A 19,641-nucleotide genomic window follows, 5' to 3' on the forward strand; every position below is an offset into this window, starting at 1 on the left:
GAGGGAATGGTTTGCTCCCTCTCCCTTTTAGGGAGAGGGCTGGGGTGAGGGTGGTGTTGACACCACACCGCCCGTCATCGTCTGCTGCACCTGCTGTTTATCCATATTCACCGCGTTCAGCTTACCGTTCACCGTTGGTTTCAACGGTGCGCTGGCCTGCACGCTGCCGCTGGCGGTGAGCTGAATATTGCCGTCACCCGTAATCGGCAGCGTAGGCCAGCCCCACTGCTGCACCACGTTGAGCGGTACGCCGCGCCCGTTCAGGCTCACGGTGGTCTGCCGCTGCGGAAGCTGTGAAACCGTTGCCGTGGCTTCAAGAATCCCTTTCTCGGTAAAGGCGCTCAGGTCGGTAATGTTCACCGTGGCGGCGTTGGCATTCAGCGCCAGCGACGGACGGCGCACGTCCACGCGGTTAAAGGTGGCCGCCGCCCCGTTCAGCGTCGCGCTGCCGCCCCATACTCCCCACTGTCGGTCTTTAGCGATTTGCAGGTTTGCGCCGTAGCCGTCGAGAGACGTGATTTGCCATGGGAAGGTCGGATCGATATCGATCACCAAGTTGCGGCTGAGGCTAAATTTGTTCAGCTTAACGCTGTCCAGCCATTGCGGCAGCTGTTCCATCCACAGCGTTTTCCAGTTTTCCGGCAGGGTGTATTCCAGCCCGGCGATGGCGGCATCGTCCAGCACCAGCGCTTTGCCGTCGCGCAGCCAGTTGCCGGAGGTGCGCACCATGCCACCCTCCCAGCGGGAGGTGAGCTGGCGTAGCGCAATACCCTGCGGAGAGAATTCTGCATTCATAATCGGATCGAACAGATGCAGCGAGCCGTAGATAAACTCGCTGGCATTCATCGACAGGCGCCCGTCCTGGCTCTGCCAGTCGCCTTTGCTCAGCGTCAGGTTACGCAGGCTTAAGTCGAGGTCGGTTACCGCCCAGTCAGGCCCCTGCAGGCGGGCGTCGGTCACTTCCAGCCGCCCAATTTGCAGGGATGGCAGGGTGGTTATAGGCGTGAAGAAATCCAGCAGCGATTTATCACTTTGCAGGCGGATCTCATTCAGGCGCATGCTGTCGATCACCCAGCTGCCGTCGGCATTACGCAGGGCGGAGCCGGTGAGCGAACCGCGCGCCATATCGGCACCGATGGTGTTCAGCACCACCTCTTTACCGTTGAGCTGGCCCTGGATCAGCACGTTGCTGGCCGGCACGCCGTTGAGGGTAAGCGAGCCTGCACTCATCTGGATCTGCGCATTCTTGCCCAGCACGTTGCCGGCCTCGGGCTGCCACGGGCTGACGCCGCCCGTCACTTTTTGCGCGCTTAAATCCCACTCGGTATTCGGGCTGTTAAACGCCATGTTGTTCAGCTGCAGGCGGTCGGCCTGGAAGGGAAGCGGCGCGGTCTGGGGGGAGAGATTCAGCGTGCCGTCGAACAGGGTGATGGTGTCCATATGCAGCGGATCGGTCACCTGGCGGCTGCTTAAACCAATATCGACTTTTTTGGCGACCAGCGTGGCCGGTTTGCCGTCGCGCCCAAAGGTGACGTTTTCAAGGATGATGTGGGAAGGCGATGAAAAGCGGTGATCCATCAGGTCGAAGCTGAGTTCGTAATCGGTGTTAACGGTTATCCAATTGCTGACCTGCGACGCGCCCCAGCGGGTCTGGAGCAGAATATAGAACGCCAGCACCACCACGAGCAGGGCGATAAGAAGATAGACAAGCAGCTTTCCAATAAATTTCATGGTCTTCCATCCCGCAAAACGCACATAAGGGAGTTATGCACGATTTATGCGCAATGCTCAAGGCGGGAATGGTGTAATTAGATGTCACGGCAGGCATTGACTGCCTGCCGTGATGACGATCAGTTTTTTTCAGGCGGGAAAACAAGGTTCAGCACGATGGCCGTAATACCGCCCGCAGCAATGCCGGAAGACAGCAGGTTTTTCACCCAATCTGGCGCAAACTGCAGGATTAGAGGCTGCTGGGATACGCCCAGACCGACCGCCAGCGACAGCGCGATAATCATGATCGCGCGACGGTTCAGCGGCTCGCGGGAGACGATGCGCACGCCGGAGGCCGCGATGGTCCCGAACATCACCAGCGTCGCGCCGCCGAGCACCGGCTCAGGAATGTGCTGCACGAAGCCGCTCACCGCCGGGAACAGGCCGAGGACAATCAGCATCAGCGCCACCACAAAGCCAACGTAACGGCTGGCAACGCCGGTCAGCTGGATCACGCCGTTGTTCTGGCCGAAGCAGGAGTTCGGGAAGGTATTGAATACCGCGGAAACAAACGAGTTCAGGCCGTTTGCCAGCACGCCGCCCTTCAGGCGCTTCATGTACAGCGGGCCAGAGACCGGCTGTTCAGAGACGTCGGACGTTGCGGTGATATCACCGATGGTTTCCAGCGAGGTGATCATAAAGACCAGCATCAGCGGCAGCAGCAGGCCCCAGTCGATGCCCAAACCATAGTACAGCGGCGTTGGGATAGTAATCAGCGCAGCATTCGTCGGCGCGGTATTCTCCGGCAGCATGCCCAGCGCCCAGGCCATCAGATAACCGGCCGCCATCGCGATCACCAGGGATGCTACGCGCAGGTAGGGGTTACGCTGGCGGTTAAGCAGAATGATGATCGCCAGCACCACGCCTGCCAGCAGCAGGTTTTTCGGTGCGCCAAAGGTGTGGTCGCTCATTGCCGCATACCCGCCACCGATGGAGGTAAGGCCCACCTGAATCAGCGACAGGCCGATAATCATCACCACCACGCCGGACACCAGCGGAGTGATCACGCGGCGCGCCAGGTGCAGAACGCGGGAGATCACCATCTCCGTGCAGCTGGCCAGCATCAGCGTGCCGAACAGCGCCGCCATCATGGTCGGCACGTCCGCGCCGCCGGTTTTGAGCGCCGTGCCGCCCATGATCAGCGGTGCCACGAAGTTAAAGCTGGTACCCTGAATCGACAGCAGTCCAGACCCCACCGGACCCCAGGCTTTAATTTGAATAATAGAAGCCACGCCGGAGGCAAAGAGAGACATGCTGATGATGTGCTGCGTGTCCTGAGCCGGTAAGCCAAGCGCCTGACAAATCAGCAGCGCGGGGGTGATCACCGCAACAAACATCGCCAGCAGGTGCTGGCAGGCGGCAAACAGCGTCTGCGGCAGCGGCGGGCGGTCTTCAAGGCGGTAAATCAATTCGCTGTTGTGCTTGTGCGCAATCGGTTGCGCATCGGCGGACTCTACGGTGTTAACGGACATCTGCGGCAATCCCACGGTGGAAAAGCGGGCATTTTATCTGACCACCTGGTAAAAGCAAACGATTGCCAGCAAAAAAAGAGAAGAAAATCTGCTGGTGTGGGCGGGTTTTCTACAATGCACCCGAAAAAAAAATTACACTTTTCGCGCCGGTGTCTCATGAGGAGCGCAAGCCGGCCCAGGATAACGCCGCGTGTGCATGGAACACGCGCATAAAGGAGCCTACTATGATTCATCTTGATACGTTGTCGACCCTTGTTGCCGCAACGCTGGTCTTACTGCTGGGCCGTAAGCTGGTGCACAGTGTTTCCCTTTTCAAAAAGTACACCATTCCTGAACCCGTTGCCGGCGGCCTGCTGGTGGCGCTGGCCCTGCTGGTGCTGAAAAAAAGCATGGGCTGGGAAATCGATTTTGACATGTCCCTGAAAGATCCGCTGATGCTGGCCTTCTTCGCCACCATCGGCCTGAATGCTAACCTGGCGAGCCTGCGCGCTGGCGGAAAAGTGCTCGGCGTGTTCCTGATTGTGGTTGTTGGGCTGTTATTGATGCAAAACGCCATCGGTATCGGCATGGCATCCCTGCTGGGGTTAGACCCGCTGATGGGGCTGCTCGCGGGGTCAATCACGCTGTCAGGCGGACACGGGACCGGGGCGGCATGGAGCAAGCTGTTTATTGAGCGCTACGGTTTTGAAAACGCAACGGAAGTGGCGATGGCCTGCGCGACCTTCGGCCTGGTGCTGGGCGGATTGATAGGGGGCCCGGTGGCGAGGTATCTGGTGAAACACTCCTCCACGCCAGACGGTCGTCCGGATGATGAGCTGGTGCCGACTGCGTTTGAGAAACCGGACGTCGGACGCACTATCACCTCTCTGGTGCTGATTGAAACCATCGCCATGATTGCCATCTGCCTGACGGTCGGCAAAGTGGTTGCGCAATGGCTGGCAGGATCGGCATTTGAGCTGCCAACGTTCGTCTGCGTGCTGTTTATCGGGGTGATCCTGAGCAACGGCCTGGCGCTGATGGGCTTCTACCGCGTGTTTGAACGTGCGGTTTCCGTACTGGGAAACGTCTGTCTGTCACTGTTCCTGGCGATGGCGTTGATGAGCCTCAAGCTGTGGGAACTGGCATCGCTGGCGCTGCCGATGGTTGCAATTCTCGCGGTGCAGACGGTGTTTATGGCGCTGTACGCGATTTTTGTCACCTGGCGCATGATGGGCAAAAACTACGATGCGGCGGTGCTGGCGGCAGGCCACTGCGGGTTCGGTCTGGGGGCAACGCCAACGGCCATCGCGAACATGCAGGCGATCACTGAACGCTTTGGGCCTTCTCATATGGCGTTTCTGGTGGTTCCGATGGTCGGGGCGTTCTTCATTGATATCGTCAACGCGCTGGTGATCAAGCTGTACCTGATGCTGCCGATATTTGCCTGAAATCAGGCGTTGGAATAGCGCTCTGTTTCCGGCATCCAGCGCTCAATTAACGCTGCCGCCTGCTCGGGGTAGCGTTCATGGATATGGCGCGCAAGGCGTTGAACTTCGGGGATCATGGCCTGATCGCGCAGTAAATCTGCCACTTTAAATTCCGCGTTACCCGTCTGGCGCGTGCCGAGCAGTTCGCCGGGGCCACGGATCTCCAGATCTTTTTGCGCAATCACAAAACCGTCGTTGCTGTCGCGCAGCACCTGCAAACGCATCTGCGCGGTTTTCGACAGCGGAGCTTTGTAGAGCAGCACACAGTGGGAGGCTACCGCGCCGCGGCCCACGCGCCCGCGAAGCTGGTGGAGCTGCGCCAGGCCCAGACGTTCCGGGTTTTCAATGATCATCAGGCTGGAATTCGGTACATCCACACCCACTTCGATAACCGTGGTGGCAATCAGCAAATGCAAATCACCCTGCTTGAATGACTGCATTACCGCCTGTTTCTCGGCGGGCTTCATTCGCCCGTGCACCAGGCCAACGTTCAGTTCCGGCAGCGCCAGCTTTAGCTCTTCCCACGTTGCTTCAGCGGCCTGCGCTTCCAGCAGCTCGGACTCTTCAATCAACGTACACACCCAATATGCCTGTCGTCCTTCGTGGGTGCAGGCGTTGCGCACGCGTTCGATGATCTCGCTGCGCCGCGTATCCGGAATGGCAACGGTGGTGACCGGCGTGCGGCCAGGCGGAAGTTCGTCGATGGTGGAGGTATCCAGATCGGCGTAGGCGGTCATCGCCAGGGTGCGCGGGATAGGCGTGGCGGTCATGATCAGCTGGTGCGGGTGGAAGCCCTGCTGCAGCCCTTTTTCCCACAATGCCAGACGCTGATGCACGCCAAAGCGGTGCTGTTCATCGATGATCACCAGCGCGAGGCCGTTAAACTGCACCTGCTCCTGGAAGATGGCGTGGGTGCCGACAATCATCTGCACTTGGCCACTGGCGATAGCGTCCTGTTGCGCAAGCCGCGCTTTGCCTTTTTGCTTCCCGGCAAGCCAGCCCACTTCAATCCCTAGCGGCGCAAACCAGGCGCGGAAATTGTTGGCGTGCTGCTCGGCCAGCAGCTCGGTCGGCGCCATTAGCGCCACCTGTCTGCCGTGGGCAATCGCGCGCAGGGCGGCCAGCGCGGCAACCAGCGTTTTACCGGACCCGACGTCGCCCTGCACCAGGCGCATCATCGGCACGTCGAGCGCCATATCGCGTTCGATTTCGGCGGTGACGCGCGCCTGCGCGCCGGTGGGTTTAAACGGCAGAGAGGCCAGCAGCTTATCCTTGAGCTCATCACGCGGGCTTAGCGGCTGGGCATGGAAACGCTGTGCGCCCGCGCGAAGCGCCAGCATGCTCAGGTTATGTGCCAGTAATTCCTCAAGGATAAGACGCCGTTGGGCGGGGTGTTTACCGGTCTCTAAGTCGCTGAGCTGCAGGGACGGCGGGGGGCGATGCAGGGTGCGCAGCGCCTCCGGCAGGCTCATCATACCCTGCGCCAGTTCGGGCGGTAGCAGTTCGGTTATGGCGCAGGTATCGAGCAGCTCCAGCGCCTGATCGGTGAGCTTACGCAGCGTCGCCTGCTTGATGCCTTCGGTCGTCGGATAAACCGGGGTCAACGTCTCCTGGAGTTCCGGCATGCTGAGATCGCCCTGCACGCGGTACTCCGGGTGGATCATCTCTGCGCCGTATTTCCCGCGTTTGGCTTCCCCGTAGGCAAGCACGCGTCGGCCCGTCGCCAGGCTGTTTTTCATCGCTGCGCTGAAGTTGAAAAAGCGCAGGGTGAGAATGCCGGTGCCATCGCTGATTTGGCAGGTCATCATCCGGCGTCCGCCAAAGGTGATGTTGCAGTTCAGTACTTCGCCTTCAACGGTGGCGTAGATCGCGGGAAGGAGATCGCCAATCTTATACAGCTGGGTGCGGTCTTCGTAACGAAGGGGGAGGTGAAGCAGGAGATCCTGCACGGTGTGCAGGCCAATTTTCGCCAGCTTGCTGCTTTGCGCCGCGCCCACGCCCGTAAGCGTATTGAGCGGAATGGCATCCAGCAGGCGGCCTTTCATGGTTACCCTGCGTACTGCATTGTGGACCACCACTCGGCGTCGGCTTCAATTTCGCCCTGCGCGTTAACGTGGGGGTAAGGCAATTTTTTCTGCTTCGCAACGCGCGCAAGTACCGGATAACCCCCTTCAAACAGCAGTCGCTGCTGTTCCTCCTCCGGGAGCATACTGTTACTGCGCATATACATGCCTGCGTTTTGCCGCTGGCGCTGCGCTTCGTACAGAATGAGCGCGGAGGCAACAGACACATTCAAGGACTGCACCATGCCGGTCATCGGGATGATGATATCCCGATCCGCCAGATCCAGCGCTTCCTGAGAGATCCCCGTTTTCTCCTGCCCCATCAAAATGCAGGTCGGAAGAGTGTAGTCGATCTCGCGGAAATCTACGGCTTTATCGGAGAGGTGGGTCGCAAGGATCTGCATACCGCGCGCTTTCAGGTGCGATACGGCTTCGCCAATGGTTTGATGATTTTTGACGGATACCCAGCTGTTACTGCCTGCTGCTGCAGAAACCATGTTGCGCATGCGGTTGCCTGGCCAGACGGCGTGCACTTCATGCACGCCTACGGCGTCAGCGGTACGGACAATAGCAGCGACGTTATGCGGTTTATGAACCTGCTCCATGCAGACCGTCAGGTCAGGCTGACGCCTGGCCAGCATCTCGCATATCCGTGCATAACGTTGTGAGTTCATAAAACTAGTTTCGGTTACGCGTGACTTTAATGACGTCCGGCATCACGCGGATTTTGCGCATAATGTTCGCCAGATGCACACGGTCACGGGCGGTCAGACGGATAAAGGCGCTGTACACGCGGCCATCTTTCTCTTCCGTATTCAGGCTTTGAATATTGGAAGAGGCCGTGTTGATCGCTGCCGTCAGGTTTGCCAGGGCACCCTGGTGATTAAACATATCCACCTTAATTTCGGTGATGAACTCCTGCGCCGTCTCTTTATCCCACTCAACCGCCATGAATTTTTCCGCTTCTTTTTGATAGCCGCGGATGTTACGACAGGATTCATGGTGGATAACCAGCCCTTTACCCGGGCTGACGTGGGCGATAATCGGATCGCCAGGAATAGGACGACAGCATTTTGCGAAGGTGATAAGCACCCCGTCCGCGCCTTTAATCGGCAGGTGGCCGTGGCTTTGTGTCGTTGACGGAACCGCAGGGGTATCGCCCTGCTGCAGGTTCTTCGCAACGACCACGCTCATGGCGTTACCGAGGCCGATCTCTGCCAGCAGATCGTCCAGCGAGGCGAGCTTCATGCGCTCCAGCTCATGCTGGATATTCTCTGGCGGGATTTCAGCCAGCTTACGGCTTCCGCCTAACGCATGGTTGAGCAGGCGACGACCCAGGCTGACGGAGTCATCGCGCTTGAGGTTTTTCAGCAGCTGACGGATTTTCGCGCGCGCCTTGGAGCTCACGACAAAGTTCAGCCACGCCGCATTCGGACGTGCGCCCGGCGCGGTAATAATTTCCACCGTTTGGCCGCTGGAAAGGGGCTGTGACAGCGGGTAAGGCTGTCTGTCGACGCGCGCGCCGACGCAGGCGTGACCGATATCGGTATGCACGGCGTAAGCGAAGTCGACCGGTGTTGCACCAGCAGGCAGCTCGACAATGCGCCCCTCTGGTGTGAAAACGTAAATCTCATCCGGGAAGAGATCGGATTTGACGCTCTCGATAAATTCAAATGAGCTACCCGCACTTTGCTGCAGCTCCAGCAGGCTCTGCATCCAGCGCTGGGCGCGGATTTGTGCGGTTGTGCTGCTTTCGCCACCGTGCTCTTTATAGGCCCAGTGTGCGGCTACACCCATCTCTGCCATCTGGTCCATGTCTTCGGTGCGGATCTGCACTTCTACAGGCACGCCGTGCGGACCGATCATCGAGGTGTGCAAAGATTGATAGCCGTTCGCTTTTGGAATGGCGATGTAATCTTTCATGCGCCCCGGACGCGGTTTGTAGAGGCTGTGCATCTGCCCCAGCACGCGATAACAGGTGTCTGAATCGTGGACGATGACGCGGAAGGCGTAGATATCCATGATCGAGTGAAAACGCTGCTCTTTGAGCACCATTTTGCAGTAGATGGAGTACAAATGCTTTTCGCGACCGCTGACGCGGCACGGAATTCCCGCTTCCTGTAAACGCCCTTCAATTTCAGAGAGGATCTTTTGAATCATCTCTTTACGGTTACCGCGTGCGGCTTTAACCACCTCTTTGATCACGCGGTAGCGGTTAGGATACAGCGCTTCAAAACCCAGCTCTTCCAGCTCGGTTTTAATGTGATGAATACCTAAACGGTGCGCCAGCGGGCTGTAGATTTCGAGGGTTTCACGGGCAATGCGGCGACGTTTATCCGGGCGAAGCGAGCCCAGCGTGCGCATGTTGTGGGTACGGTCAGCGAGTTTGATGAGAATGACGCGGATATCCTGCACCATCGCCATAATCATCTTGCGGAAGTTTTCGGCTTGCGCCTCTTTCTTATCGCGGAAATTCAGCTTATCAAGCTTAGACACCCCTTCCACCAGTTCGGCAACGCTTTTGCCAAACAGCTGTTCCATATCCTGGTAGGTGGCGGGGGTATCTTCAATCACGTCATGCAGCAGGGCGGCCATTAGCGTTTCGTGGTCGAGTTTCATCTCGGCCAGAATGCAGGCTACCGCAACCGGGTGCGTGATATAGGGTTCACCGCTTGAACGTGTCTGGCCCTCGTGAGCGTCACGTGCAACGAGATACGCCTGCTGAAGACGCTTAATCTGGTCTTCAGGCAGGTAGGTTTGAATCAGTTGATTCAGGCTTTCAAACAGATACAAGGGCGACCCGCAGGTTTAATTAACGACGACCTTCAGCAATGGCGGTTACGGCCTGCAGTTCTGCGGCTTCCTGCTCTTGCTGCTCCTGGCGCTCACGCACGTCGAGGATCTGGTTGTTGATCAGACCTTCTTCGATTTCGCGAAGTGCAATAACGGTGGTTTTATCGTTTTCTTCCGGTACCAGCGGATCTTTGCCGCCTACCTGCATCTGACGAGCGCGACGCGCGGCGACCAGCACCAGGTCAAAACGGTTACCAATTTTCTCTACAGCGTCCTGAACAGTTACGCGTGCCATACTTAAAATGCTCCACAGGTGAAGAAATGACTGGGCATGATACTGAAAGTGGGTTCAGTCTGCCAACAGTTTGGTGATTAATGCGTCATGTCGCTGCTTCTGGCGGCTCATACGCAGGCGTTCTGCACGAAGAATGGTCTTGAGATCGCTAAGGGCGGCATCAAAATCATCATTCACAATAAGGTAATCATATTCCGCGTAATGGCTCATTTCTGCAACTGCCTGCTCCATACGCTTTGCGATCACTTCTTCGCTGTCCTGGCCGCGGCCGCGCAGACGGCGATCCAGCTCATCTTTCGATGGCGGTAAAATAAAGATACTGCGCGAATCCGGCATTTTCTTGCGAATCTGCTCTGCACCCTGCCAGTCAATATCCAGGAAAACATTTACGCCGGTTGCCAGAACCTGCTCAATGGTTTCACGCGAGGTACCGTAGTAGTTACCGAAAACTTCTGCGTGTTCAAGAAACGCGTCTCTACCAATCATCGCTCTGAATTCGTCGTGATCGACAAAGAAATAGTGTTCACCGTGCACCTCACCCGGACGCGGCGCTCGCGTGGTGTGAGAAACAGAAACCTGCGTGTCGTACAACGGTTGGGTTTTTAACAATGCCTGAATAAGGCTGGATTTACCCGCGCCACTAGGGGCAGAAACAATATAAAGCGTGCCTTGAGCCATGAGAGTCTTTTGTATGTGTTAACGAAGAAGTCCTACATACGGGCTTATTATACACGTCGGCGCACCGTGACGTAGCCTTTGTCACACTTTTTCCCCTGGATTATTGAATTTTGCGTGCCGTTTTCAGGTTTTATGTGGGGTTTTCAGCAACAAAAAGAAACGCTGGATAGCACCTCGCATTGTGAAACGTTGCCGTTAGCGTTGTTTCAGGCATCCGGGTATACCTCCTGCAATGCAAAGGAGGGGTAGCGATGTGGCGATGGATAAGCGGATTAATGCTGTTGTGGTGTGGCTATGGCGCGGCGGTGTGTCCGGTGTGGTCGCAGGTAAAAGCAGAGAAAGAGATAGCGTTGTTAAGCGCGCAAATCAAACGCTGGGATGATGCCTACTGGAAGCAGGGCGTGAGCGAGGTGAATGACGAGACTTACGACCAGCTCAACGCACGGTTAGCGCAGTGGCAGCACTGTTTTGGCAGCGATCCTTCAGAGGAGAAGCTGCCCGCACTGATTGGGCGCGTAAAGCACCCTGTAGCCCATACGGGGGTCCATAAGGTTGCCAGTAAAGTAGAGCTGAATCAGTGGATGCGCGCCCGGCGCAATCTCTGGATGCAGCCCAAAGTAGACGGAGTGGCGGTGACGCTGGTCTACCGTGACGGGAAGCTCGCTCAGGCCATCAGCCGGGGCGACGGGCTTAAAGGTGAAGACTGGACGGCGCGAATACGTTTAATACCGTCAGTTCCGCAAAATCTGGCCGGCGCGCTTGCGAACAGCGTGTTGCAGGGTGAGCTTTTTTGGCTGCGCGATCGCCACGTTCAGCAGCAGATGGGCGGGATGAACGCGCGGGCAAAAGTCGCGGGTGCGATGATGCGACAAAAGGACGCCCCAATTCTGAACCAGATTGGAATTTTTATCTGGGCCTGGCCTGATGGACCGAAAGACATGCCGGTCGCTTTGGCTGCGCTGTCAAAAGCCGGATTTACCCTCACATCCCGCTTTACGTTGCCTGCTACGTCGATTGAGGCGGTAGAAAAGCAGCGCTCAGCATGGCAAACCACAGCGTTACCCTTTGCCACGGACGGCATTGTGGTGCGCTCAGCGGAGGAACCCACGGGTGAAAACTGGTTGCCGGGGGAGGGAACCTGGGTCGTAGCGTGGAAATATATGCCCGTCGCGCAGCTGGCTGGGGTAAAGGATATTCAGTTTGCCGTCGGACGCACGGGCAGGGTGTCCGTCGTGGCGGTGCTGGAGCCTGTATTGCTGGATGATAAACGGGTGCAGCGGGTTAGCCTTGGTTCGGTTGTTCGCTGGCAACAGCTGGACGTTGCTCCCGGCGACCAGGTGCTGGTTAGCCTGGCCGGTCAGGGTATCCCTCGGCTGGATAGGGTGGTATGGCGTGGCGTAGACAGGCAAAAACCGCAGCCCCCCACCTCGCAATATCATTCACTGAGCTGTTTTTACGCCTCGCCGGACTGTATGGAGCAGTTTTTTGCCCGGCTGATCTGGCTCAGCTCGAAGCAGGGGCTGGATATCGAAGGATTAGGCGAGTCAGGCTGGCGTGCGCTCTACCAGGCGCATCATTTTGAACATATTTTTTCATGGCTGTTGTTAACGCAGGCAGAGCTGCAGGCAACGCCGGGGCTTTCTGCCGTACGCGGACTGGCGCTCTGGCATCGTTTTAATCTGGTGCGCGATCGGCCCTTTATTCGGTGGATAAGCGCAATGGGGGTTCCCCTCACCAAAGCGACGCTAAAGGCTGCCGGTGGGCTTACGTGGCAGACGATGAGCGAGCGTAGCGTTGCGGACTGGCGGGCGCTACCGGGAACGGGAGAGGAGAAAGCGCGGCAAATTGTGAGCTGGATAAATTCGCCTCAGGTTGATGTGCTGACAAAGTGGCTTGCTGAGCAGCACATCAACGGATTCTGATTAGTGTGCGTTGTGCTTGTAGTGGAATACCGGTAACCCAAGCTTCAGGCGCAGCGCCAGCATACGAGCCGTAAAGCCGAACAGAAGCGTGGAGATGACCACAACATCGTGGTTAGAAACATAATGCTGAAGGGCTACATAGAGCACCGCGGCGGCAAAAGAGATGCCGGCATACAGCTCTTTCTGGAACACCAGAGGAATGCGTTTGCAGAACATATCGCGCAGGACGCCGCCAAATACACCTGTTATTACGGCGGCAATGGTAGCAATAACCGGGCCTTCACCCATATCGAGGGCAATCTGGGCACCGATTATCGAAAAAACGATCAGTCCGAGTGCATCAAGCACCAGGAACAGGCGGCGCAGGTGGGGCATCACGGGAGCCACTATGGTCGTTAATACGGCAGCCGTTGCGACGATAATGACGTATTCAGGGTTTTTAACCCAACCGAGCGGATAATGACCGAGCAGAATATCACGCACGGAACCGCCGCCCAGCGCGGTGGCGGTAGCAATGATGATTACGCCGAAGGTGTCCATACGGCGACGTCCGGCAGCGAGTGCGCCGGTCATGGCTTCTGCGGTGATGCCAATAAGATAAAGAATATGAAGCAGCATAAAACCTCCGGTATACAGGCATGGAGGTTAGCGATTTGTGCGCAGGATCACGATTGAGATTTTCTAAGGCGACGCAGTTTGCCTTAGTAAATCTTATCCAAAGTTAAAGATTCATGTTGATGAAGGGCTGTTTGGCGAGATAATTGCGTGTGGAAAGAATGAAAAATACTAATGGGTGATGTCAGGCGACACCACCCGGCTGCGGCATTACTCGATATTCTGGATCTGCTCGCGCATCTGCTCGATCAGCACTTTCAGCTCAATCGCAGAGTTGGTAACTTCAGCATTAATCGATTTAGAGGCCAGAGTATTCGACTCGCGGTTAAACTCCTGCATCATAAAGTCCAGACGGCGGCCCACGGCTTCTTTCTTCTTCAGAATGTTGTAGGTTTCTTTGACGTGCGCTTCCAGGCGATCCAGCTCTTCTGCCACGTCAACGCGCTGTGCCATCAGCACCAGCTCCTGTTCCAGACGCGTGTTTTCCAGCTGGACTTCTGCTTCTTCCAGTTTGGATACCAGGCGCTCACGCTGCCACTGCAGCACCTCCGGCATATGGGTACGGACTTTCGCGACTTCAGCACTCACGCCTTCCAGGCGCTGCTCGATCATCGCTTTCAGGGCCTGGCCTTCGGTTTCACGGGCAATGATAAAGTCATCCAGCGTGCCGTCGAGCGCTGCCAGAATTTCAGTGGTAATCGCGTCCAGATCCTGCTCGCCGGCGGCCATCACGCCAGGCCAGCGCAGAATATCAACCGGGTTGATTTCGCCTTCATCGCTCTGCATTTTGACCCAGTTCGCCGCGTTCACGAGCTGCTTTGCCAGTTTTTCATTGAGGATCAGCTCACCCTGCGCGCTGGCGTCAGGCTCAAAACGCAGGTTGCATTCTACTTTGCCGCGCGTCAGACGAGTACGGATACGCTCACGCACGACAGGCTCCAGGCTGCGGAACTGCTCCGGCATACGGAAATACGTTTCCAGATAGCGCTGGTTTACCGAGCGCATTTCCCAGGTAGCGCTACCCCAGCTACCCTTGATTTCACGCCGGGCGTAGGCGGTCATACTGCGGATCATAGACATTCCCGTTTTTAAAGGTGAGATGGGGGGATTATAGCTTTCAGGGCTTTGTCAGGATAGGAATAAGCGCGTTTAATCCGTATAATGCGCAGCCACATTCGTTTCAAGCCGGAGAATCCATCATGCGTCCATCAGGTCGTAGCGCCAATCAGGTGCGTCCCGTCACCCTGACCCGTAACTATACAAAACACGCTGAAGGCTCCGTGCTGGTTGAGTTTGGTGACACCAAAGTGCTGTGCACCGCCTCTATCGAAGAAGGCGTTCCGCGCTTTCTGAAAGGTCAGGGCCAGGGCTGGATCACCGCTGAGTACGGCATGCTGCCGCGCGCGACCCATACCCGTAATGCCCGTGAAGCAGCGAAGGGCAAGCAGGGCGGCCGTACCATGGAAATTCAACGTCTGATCGCACGTGCACTGCGTGCAGCGGTTGATCTGAAAATCCTCGGCGAATTCACCATCACCCTCGATTGCGACGTGATTCAGGCCGATGGCGGCACGCGTACCGCATCCATTACTGGTGCCTGCGTCGCGCTGGCGGATGCGCTGAACAAGCTGGTTGCGGCCGGTAAGCTGAAAACCAACCCCATGAAAGGGATGGTTGCGGCAGTTTCCGTGGGTATTGTTAACGGCGAAGCGCTTTGCGATCTGGAATATGTTGAAGATTCCGCCGCTGAAACCGACATGAACGTGGTGATGACTGAAGACGGTCGCATCATCGAAGTGCAGGGCACCGCGGAAGGCGAACCGTTCACCCACGAAGAGCTTCTCTCCTTGTTGGCGTTGGCCCGAGGGGGAATCGAATCCATTGTAACGACGCAGAAAGCGGCGTTAGAAAATTGATTTACAGGCGACCAATGAGTCGCCTTTTTTTTGCCTGTAAGACAGAAAAACCAAAGGAGCGAATCCATGAAATCGTATCAGCGCCAGTTTATCGAGTTTGCGCTTAACAAGCAGGTACTTAAGTTTGGCGAGTTTACGCTGAAATCCGGGCGTAAGAGCCCCTATTTCTTCAACGCCGGACTGTTTAATACCGGGCGCGATCTGGCTCTGTTAGGCCGTTTCTATGCCGAAGCGCTGGTGGATTCCGGGATTGATTTTGACCTGCTGTTTGGCCCGGCCTACAAAGGCATTCCGATTGCGACCACCACCGCGGTTGCGCTGGCGGAGCACCACGACCGTGATGTGCCTTACTGCTTTAATCGTAAAGAAGCCAAAACCCACGGTGAGGGCGGCAACCTGGTCGGAAGCGCGCTGCAGGGCCGCGTTATGCTGGTAGACGATGTGATCACCGCCGGCACGGCGATTCGTGAATCGATGGAAATTATCCAGGCTAACGGTGCGACGCTGGCCGGCGTGCTGATTTCTCTGGATCGTCAGGAGCGCGGCCGTGGCGAAATTTCTGCCATTCAGGAAGTTGAGCGTGATTACGGCTGCAAGGTGACTTCCATCATCACCCTGAAAGATCTGATTGCATACCTGGAAGAGAAGCCAGAGATGGCGGACCATCTGGCGGCGGTACGTGCGTACCGGGAAGAGTTCGGCGTGTAGTTGAATTGCCCGGTGGCGCTACGCTTTACCGGGCCTGCGCATTTCGTTGGCCGGATAAGGCGAAGCCGCCATCCGGCAACGGCATTACTGCAACTGAGCGGCCACTAACGGCCAGCGAGCGTCGAAATCTTCCGTTGGGCAGTACTTGAATTCACTGCGCACAAAGCGGGAGAGCATCCCTTCACAAAACGCCAGGATCTGGCTCGCCAGCAGCGTTTCATCGGTGGTGTAACCTTCACCTTCACGCATTTTCTTCTCGCGCAGCACCTGTCGCAGCTGGGCTTCGATACGCTCAAAAAGCTGGTTAATGCGGCCCTGCAGACGGTCCTGCTCGAACATCAGCGCGTGGCCGGTCAGAATACGGGTGAGGCCCGGATTGCGTTCACCAAAGCCCAGAATCAACAGCACTATCAGTCGAATACGTGCGGTAGTGTCTTTTTCATCTTTCAAAATCAGATTGATGCGCGTGATCAGGCTGTCTTCGATGAACTCGATCAGGCTGTCGAACATCCGGGTTTTGCTCGGAAAATGGCGATACAGCGCCGCCTCTGACACGCCTACAGAAGCGGCCAGTTTTGCGGTTGTGATGCGTTGACTGCCATCGCTGGATTCAAGCATCAGAGCCAGAGATTGAAGTATTTCTTCGCGACGATTCCTTTTCGCGGTTTGTTTTTCTGCCATGTTACAAAATACCCCTGAAAATAAGCACTGCCAGGCTGGCATCCACACAGCGACCGCAAACTAACGTTTGCGGTTTGTTATGACATTATGGCGCTGTGAGATGCGTATCTGTCGGGCGACTATTTGCGCCCGGAATGGCCGAAGCCGCCTTCGCCACGGTCGGTAGCATCAAAGTCAGCTACCAGGTTAAATTCTGCCTGCACCACAGGGACAAAGACCATCTGCGCGATACGCTCGCCGGGCTCAATGGTGAAGCTGTCCTGACCGCGGTTCCAGACGGACACCATCAGCTGACCCTGGTAGTCAGAATCAATCAGGCCGACCAGGTTGCCCAGCACGACGCCGTGCTTATGGCCCAGGCCAGAACGCGGCAGGATCACCGCTGCCAGCGACGGGTCAGCAATGTGAATCGCCAGGCCGGTCGGGATCAGGGTGGTCGCACCCGGAGCCAGTTCTACGGCGTCATCGAGACAGGCGCGCAGGTCAAGACCGGCAGAGCCGGAGGTGGCATAGGTTGGCAGCGGGAACTGCTCGCCAACTCGCGGGTCCAGAATCTTAACGTCGATTTTTTTCATCATAACGGGTAACGATCTCGTCCAGTAATTGTTGGCCCAGGAGTTCCTTACGCTCACGCGGTAAGACTTTATCTCCCTCCTGCCAGAAAAGGTGCAGTGCGTTGCTGTCGCTGTTAAATCCTTGCGTGGCCAGCGATACGTCGTTCGCGCAAATCAAATCGAGGTTTTTGCGGGTACGTTTTTGCCGGGCATATTCTTCCACATTATTCGTTTCTGCGGCAAACCCAACAACGTAAGGACGATGGCTTTTCAGTGCGGCGACACCGGCAACGATATCCGGGTTTTTCACCATTTTTATCGTTAATTCATCGCCTTGCTTTTTAATTTTGGCATCAGAAATTGTCTCTGCACGGTAATCCGCCACGGCCGCACAGCCGATAAAAATCTGCTGGCTTTGCGCATGCGCCTGCACGGCGGCTTCCATTTCCAGCGCGGTGGTGACATTGATGCGCTGCACAAACGGTGGCGTAGGCAGCGAGACCGGGCCGCTTACCAGCGTGACGTGCGCACCGCGTTTTGCTGCCGCAGCAGCAATGGCAAAGCCCATCTTACCGGAGCTGTGGTTGGTAATGTAACGCACCGGGTCCAGCGGCTCGCGCGTGGGGCCCGCGGTAATCATGATGTTGAGATGTTGCAGATCGTTGACAGGCGAAAAATGGGCGGCGGCCATATCAACAATCGTCAGCGGGTCAAGCATACGGCCTGGGCCTACGTCACCGCAGGCCTGGCTGCCGCTGTCTGGCCCCCAGATCAGCAGGCCTCGTGAGGCCAGCGTCTCCAGATTGTGCTGGGTCGCGGCGTTACGGTACATCTGCTGGTTCATGGCGGGCACGACGGCCACGGGCGCAGGCGTGGCAAGGCAAATGGTTGAGACGAGATCGTTCGCCATGCCTGCGGCCACGCGGGCAAGTAAGTCTGCCGTAGCCGGGGCAAGGATAACCAAATCTGCCCATTTTCCCAGCTCGATATGACCCATTGCGGCTTCTGCAGCCGGATCGAGCAGGCTGTCAGATACCGGGTATCCTGAAACGGCCTGCAGGCTCAGCGGGGTGATAAAGGCTTTGCCACCTTCGGTTATCGCGACCCGCACGTCGGCCCCGCGCTCGCGCAGGCGACGCACCAGGTCCGGGGCTTTATAGGCAGCAATACCGCCGCTCACGCCAAGAACGATCTTTTTACCGGCCAGGCTCATCATGATTCTTTCCTGTTGGGGTTCACCAGAGAGCGGGCATTTTATCACAATCATAAAAACGGGGGCATTTTGTCCGCTGTCCAGTTTGCGAGGCGTTACGCAAGAACGAAAAATGCGCGTCGAGTGCCGGGTTTGCCTGTGGCAGCATGAAGGCAACAAAAAGGAGACGGCACATGGAAGAGACAGAACTTATGCTACCGCGCGAAAAATTACTGCGCTATGGCGTCACGTTGTTAAAGGATGACGAACTGCTGGCGCTTTTTTTGCGCACCGGTACGCAGGGTAAGACGGTGTTTACGCTGGCAAAAGATTTGATAGACCACTTTGGCTCACTGTACGGTTTGCTGACGGCAGAGCTGGAGGAGTTCAGGCACGTCGAGGGAATTGGCGTTGCGAAGTATGCTCAATTGAGAGGCATCGCCGAGCTTGCCCGACGTTTTTACAATGTCCGTCTGGAGGAGGAAGACCCGGTTCTGACGCCCGACGGCGCGCGTGAATTCCTGCAAAGCCAGCTGGCAGATGCGGAGCGCGAGATCTTTATGGTGATCTTCCTCGACAACAGGAATCGGATAATCAAGCACAGCCATCTGTTTTCAGGGACATTAAGCCATGTGGAGGTTCATCCGCGTGAAATTGTGCGGGAAGCGATAAAAGTGAATGCAGCCGGCGTGATCCTCGCGCATAATCACCCCTCTGGCTGTGCGCAACCGAGCAAAGCGGATAAAGAAATCACCCAACGCATTATCAAGTGCTGTCAATTCATGGACATTCGTGTGCTGGACCATATGATAATTGGCCGCGGAGAGTACATTTCTTTTGCAGAACGGGGTTGGATTTAGGCCCTTTCTCGCGATCCATTGGGATCTTTGTCTGTTCGGGACTTGAGCACACCGCCGAGTCAGCGTATACTACGCCACCTTTGAGAATCTCGGGTTTGGCATTTGGGCCTGGCAATCGAGAGTTCACTTAGAACTATGCGATGACCGGGCTGTAAAGCCTGACGAGGCGCCGATACCCCATACGAAGCTCGAGCTAATTTGATTTTTGGAGAATAGACATGTCCCGAGTCTGCCAAGTTACTGGCAAGCGTCCGGTGACCGGTAACAACCGTTCCCACGCACTGAACGCGACTAAACGCCGTTTCCTGCCGAACCTGCACTCTCACCGTTTCTGGGTTGAGAGCGAGAAGCGTTTTGTCACCCTGCGTGTATCTGCTAAAGGTATGCGTGTTATTGATAAGAAAGGCATCGATACAGTTCTGTCCGAACTGCGTGCCCGTGGCGAAAAGTACTAAGTACTTAAAGAGGAAATAAATCATGGCTAAAGGTATTCGCGAGAAAATCAAGCTGGTTTCTTCTGCTGGTACAGGTCACTTCTACACCACCACGAAGAACAAACGTACTAAGCCGGAAAAACTGGAACTGAAAAAATTCGATCCAGTTGTACGCCAGCACGTACTGTACAAAGAAGCTAAAATCAAATAATTTTAGTCTCC

The 19,641-nt window shown here is 56.5% G+C and carries 19 protein-coding genes; 7 read left to right on the forward strand and 12 right to left on the reverse strand.

Annotation, left to right across the window (positions count from 1 at the left end; all coding sequences use genetic code 11):
* Window positions 1–27: 27 nt before the first annotated feature.
* Window positions 28–1,731, reverse strand: coding sequence for an AsmA family protein (locus E0L20_RS15060; protein WP_131634648.1), 1,704 nt, complete (start codon window positions 1,729–1,731; stop codon window positions 28–30).
* A 119-nt stretch (window positions 1,732–1,850) separates the two neighbouring features.
* Window positions 1,851–3,242 (reverse strand): nucleobase:cation symporter-2 family protein, encoded by a 1,392-nt coding sequence (locus E0L20_RS15065; protein WP_131634649.1) that lies wholly within the window; start codon window positions 3,240–3,242, stop codon window positions 1,851–1,853.
* 224 nt (window positions 3,243–3,466) lie between these two features.
* Here E0L20_RS15065 and gltS point away from each other — a divergent pair, with 224 nt between their 5' ends.
* Complete coding sequence (gene gltS / locus E0L20_RS15070) at window positions 3,467–4,669, forward strand: sodium/glutamate symporter (RefSeq protein ID WP_131634650.1); 1,203 nt, start codon at window positions 3,467–3,469, stop codon at window positions 4,667–4,669.
* A gap of 2 nt (window positions 4,670–4,671) precedes the next feature.
* On the opposite strand, the gene recG is transcribed toward gltS, so the two are convergent.
* The 5 genes from recG to gmk are packed head-to-tail and all read right to left on the reverse strand — an operon-like array spanning window position 4,672 to window position 10,537.
* Window positions 4,672–6,753, reverse strand: a complete 2,082-nt coding sequence (gene recG, locus E0L20_RS15075; RefSeq protein ID WP_131634651.1) for an ATP-dependent DNA helicase RecG — start codon at window positions 6,751–6,753, stop codon at window positions 4,672–4,674.
* A 2-nt stretch (window positions 6,754–6,755) separates the two neighbouring features.
* Entirely contained in the window at window positions 6,756–7,445 is a 690-nt protein-coding gene (gene trmH, locus E0L20_RS15080; protein WP_131634652.1) for a tRNA (guanosine(18)-2'-O)-methyltransferase TrmH, read from the reverse strand.
* 4 nt (window positions 7,446–7,449) lie between these two features.
* Window positions 7,450–9,564, reverse strand: coding sequence for a bifunctional GTP diphosphokinase/guanosine-3',5'-bis pyrophosphate 3'-pyrophosphohydrolase (gene spoT / locus E0L20_RS15085; protein ID WP_131634653.1), 2,115 nt, complete (start codon window positions 9,562–9,564; stop codon window positions 7,450–7,452).
* A 19-nt stretch (window positions 9,565–9,583) separates the two neighbouring features.
* Complete coding sequence (rpoZ, locus tag E0L20_RS15090; RefSeq protein WP_000135058.1) at window positions 9,584–9,859, reverse strand: DNA-directed RNA polymerase subunit omega; 276 nt, start codon at window positions 9,857–9,859, stop codon at window positions 9,584–9,586.
* Between the two features lie 54 nt (window positions 9,860–9,913).
* Window positions 9,914–10,537 carry a guanylate kinase gene (gene gmk / locus E0L20_RS15095; protein WP_131634654.1) on the reverse strand — a complete coding sequence of 208 codons (624 nt, stop codon included), beginning with the start codon at window positions 10,535–10,537 and terminating at the stop codon, window positions 9,914–9,916.
* Between the two features lie 251 nt (window positions 10,538–10,788).
* Between gmk and ligB the strand changes: the two genes are divergently transcribed.
* The gene (gene ligB / locus E0L20_RS15100) at window positions 10,789–12,459 is read left to right on the forward strand and encodes an NAD-dependent DNA ligase LigB (protein ID WP_131634655.1); all 1,671 of its coding nucleotides are present in this window, start codon (window positions 10,789–10,791) and stop codon (window positions 12,457–12,459) included.
* On the opposite strand, the gene E0L20_RS15105 is transcribed toward ligB, so the two are convergent.
* Both E0L20_RS15105 and E0L20_RS15110 read right to left on the reverse strand, forming a co-directional pair.
* The gene (locus E0L20_RS15105) at window positions 12,460–13,077 is read right to left on the reverse strand and encodes a trimeric intracellular cation channel family protein (RefSeq protein WP_131634656.1); all 618 of its coding nucleotides are present in this window, start codon (window positions 13,075–13,077) and stop codon (window positions 12,460–12,462) included. It abuts the gene before it with no gap.
* Between the two features lie 207 nt (window positions 13,078–13,284).
* Window positions 13,285–14,148 carry a YicC/YloC family endoribonuclease gene (locus E0L20_RS15110; protein ID WP_131634657.1) on the reverse strand — a complete coding sequence of 288 codons (864 nt, stop codon included), beginning with the start codon at window positions 14,146–14,148 and terminating at the stop codon, window positions 13,285–13,287.
* Between the two features lie 125 nt (window positions 14,149–14,273).
* Here E0L20_RS15110 and rph point away from each other — a divergent pair, with 125 nt between their 5' ends.
* The gene (gene rph / locus E0L20_RS15115) at window positions 14,274–14,990 is read left to right on the forward strand and encodes a ribonuclease PH (RefSeq protein WP_010426431.1); all 717 of its coding nucleotides are present in this window, start codon (window positions 14,274–14,276) and stop codon (window positions 14,988–14,990) included.
* 66 nt (window positions 14,991–15,056) lie between these two features.
* The gene (pyrE, locus tag E0L20_RS15120; protein ID WP_120158955.1) at window positions 15,057–15,698 is read left to right on the forward strand and encodes an orotate phosphoribosyltransferase; all 642 of its coding nucleotides are present in this window, start codon (window positions 15,057–15,059) and stop codon (window positions 15,696–15,698) included.
* 84 nt (window positions 15,699–15,782) lie between these two features.
* Here pyrE and slmA read toward each other — a convergent pair whose 3' ends face one another.
* The 3 genes from slmA to coaBC all read right to left on the reverse strand — a co-directional run bounded on the left by slmA (window position 15,783) and on the right by coaBC (window position 18,146).
* Window positions 15,783–16,379, reverse strand: a complete 597-nt coding sequence (gene slmA / locus E0L20_RS15125) for a nucleoid occlusion factor SlmA (protein WP_131634658.1) — start codon at window positions 16,377–16,379, stop codon at window positions 15,783–15,785.
* 119 nt (window positions 16,380–16,498) lie between these two features.
* Window positions 16,499–16,957: a dUTP diphosphatase gene (dut, locus tag E0L20_RS15130; RefSeq protein ID WP_015570042.1), complete on the reverse strand. Its 459-nt coding sequence runs from the start codon at window positions 16,955–16,957 to the stop codon at window positions 16,499–16,501.
* Entirely contained in the window at window positions 16,935–18,146 is a 1,212-nt protein-coding gene (gene coaBC / locus E0L20_RS15135) for a bifunctional phosphopantothenoylcysteine decarboxylase/phosphopantothenate--cysteine ligase CoaBC (protein WP_131634748.1), read from the reverse strand. Before coaBC ends, dut begins: the two co-directional genes overlap by 23 nt.
* A gap of 173 nt (window positions 18,147–18,319) precedes the next feature.
* Between coaBC and radC the strand changes: the two genes are divergently transcribed.
* The 3 genes from radC (at window position 18,320) to rpmG (ending at window position 19,630) form a co-directional block, all read left to right on the forward strand.
* Window positions 18,320–18,985 carry a RadC family protein gene (gene radC / locus E0L20_RS15140; protein WP_131634659.1) on the forward strand — a complete coding sequence of 222 codons (666 nt, stop codon included), beginning with the start codon at window positions 18,320–18,322 and terminating at the stop codon, window positions 18,983–18,985.
* 218 nt (window positions 18,986–19,203) lie between these two features.
* Window positions 19,204–19,440: a 50S ribosomal protein L28 gene (gene rpmB / locus E0L20_RS15145; RefSeq protein ID WP_002436699.1), complete on the forward strand. Its 237-nt coding sequence runs from the start codon at window positions 19,204–19,206 to the stop codon at window positions 19,438–19,440.
* Between the two features lie 22 nt (window positions 19,441–19,462).
* Window positions 19,463–19,630: a 50S ribosomal protein L33 gene (rpmG, locus tag E0L20_RS15150; protein ID WP_003024094.1), complete on the forward strand. Its 168-nt coding sequence runs from the start codon at window positions 19,463–19,465 to the stop codon at window positions 19,628–19,630.
* Window positions 19,631–19,641 lie beyond the last annotated feature (11 nt).

Source organism: Enterobacter wuhouensis (assembly GCF_004331265.1).
Taxonomy (GTDB): Bacteria; Pseudomonadota; Gammaproteobacteria; order Enterobacterales; family Enterobacteriaceae; genus Enterobacter; species Enterobacter wuhouensis.

What these genes read in the sequence shown, in the direction of transcription:
- rpoZ (WP_000135058.1), bottom strand. Translation starts at nt 9,859, where the DNA reads ATGGCACGCGTAACTGTTCAGGACGCTGTAGAGAAAATTGGTAACCGT.
- E0L20_RS15110 (WP_131634657.1), bottom strand. Translation starts at nt 14,148, where the DNA reads ATGATCCGCAGTATGACCGCCTACGCCCGGCGTGAAATCAAGGGTAGC.
- pyrE (WP_120158955.1), top strand. Translation starts at nt 15,057, where the DNA reads ATGAAATCGTATCAGCGCCAGTTTATCGAGTTTGCGCTTAACAAGCAG.
- ligB (WP_131634655.1), top strand. Translation starts at nt 10,789, where the DNA reads ATGTGGCGATGGATAAGCGGATTAATGCTGTTGTGGTGTGGCTATGGC.
- gmk (WP_131634654.1), bottom strand. Translation starts at nt 10,537, where the DNA reads ATGGCTCAAGGCACGCTTTATATTGTTTCTGCCCCTAGTGGCGCGGGT.
- E0L20_RS15065 (WP_131634649.1), bottom strand. Translation starts at nt 3,242, where the DNA reads ATGTCCGTTAACACCGTAGAGTCCGCCGATGCGCAACCGATTGCGCAC.
- rpmG (WP_003024094.1), top strand. Translation starts at nt 19,463, where the DNA reads ATGGCTAAAGGTATTCGCGAGAAAATCAAGCTGGTTTCTTCTGCTGGT.
- dut (WP_015570042.1), bottom strand. Translation starts at nt 16,957, where the DNA reads ATGATGAAAAAAATCGACGTTAAGATTCTGGACCCGCGAGTTGGCGAG.
- rpmB (WP_002436699.1), top strand. Translation starts at nt 19,204, where the DNA reads ATGTCCCGAGTCTGCCAAGTTACTGGCAAGCGTCCGGTGACCGGTAAC.
- gltS (WP_131634650.1), top strand. Translation starts at nt 3,467, where the DNA reads ATGATTCATCTTGATACGTTGTCGACCCTTGTTGCCGCAACGCTGGTC.
- trmH (WP_131634652.1), bottom strand. Translation starts at nt 7,445, where the DNA reads ATGAACTCACAACGTTATGCACGGATATGCGAGATGCTGGCCAGGCGT.
- E0L20_RS15060 (WP_131634648.1), bottom strand. Translation starts at nt 1,731, where the DNA reads ATGAAATTTATTGGAAAGCTGCTTGTCTATCTTCTTATCGCCCTGCTC.
- slmA (WP_131634658.1), bottom strand. Translation starts at nt 16,379, where the DNA reads ATGGCAGAAAAACAAACCGCGAAAAGGAATCGTCGCGAAGAAATACTT.
- rph (WP_010426431.1), top strand. Translation starts at nt 14,274, where the DNA reads ATGCGTCCATCAGGTCGTAGCGCCAATCAGGTGCGTCCCGTCACCCTG.
- coaBC (WP_131634748.1), bottom strand. Translation starts at nt 18,146, where the DNA reads ATGAGCCTGGCCGGTAAAAAGATCGTTCTTGGCGTGAGCGGCGGTATT.
- radC (WP_131634659.1), top strand. Translation starts at nt 18,320, where the DNA reads ATGGAAGAGACAGAACTTATGCTACCGCGCGAAAAATTACTGCGCTAT.
- E0L20_RS15105 (WP_131634656.1), bottom strand. Translation starts at nt 13,077, where the DNA reads ATGCTGCTTCATATTCTTTATCTTATTGGCATCACCGCAGAAGCCATG.
- recG (WP_131634651.1), bottom strand. Translation starts at nt 6,753, where the DNA reads ATGAAAGGCCGCCTGCTGGATGCCATTCCGCTCAATACGCTTACGGGC.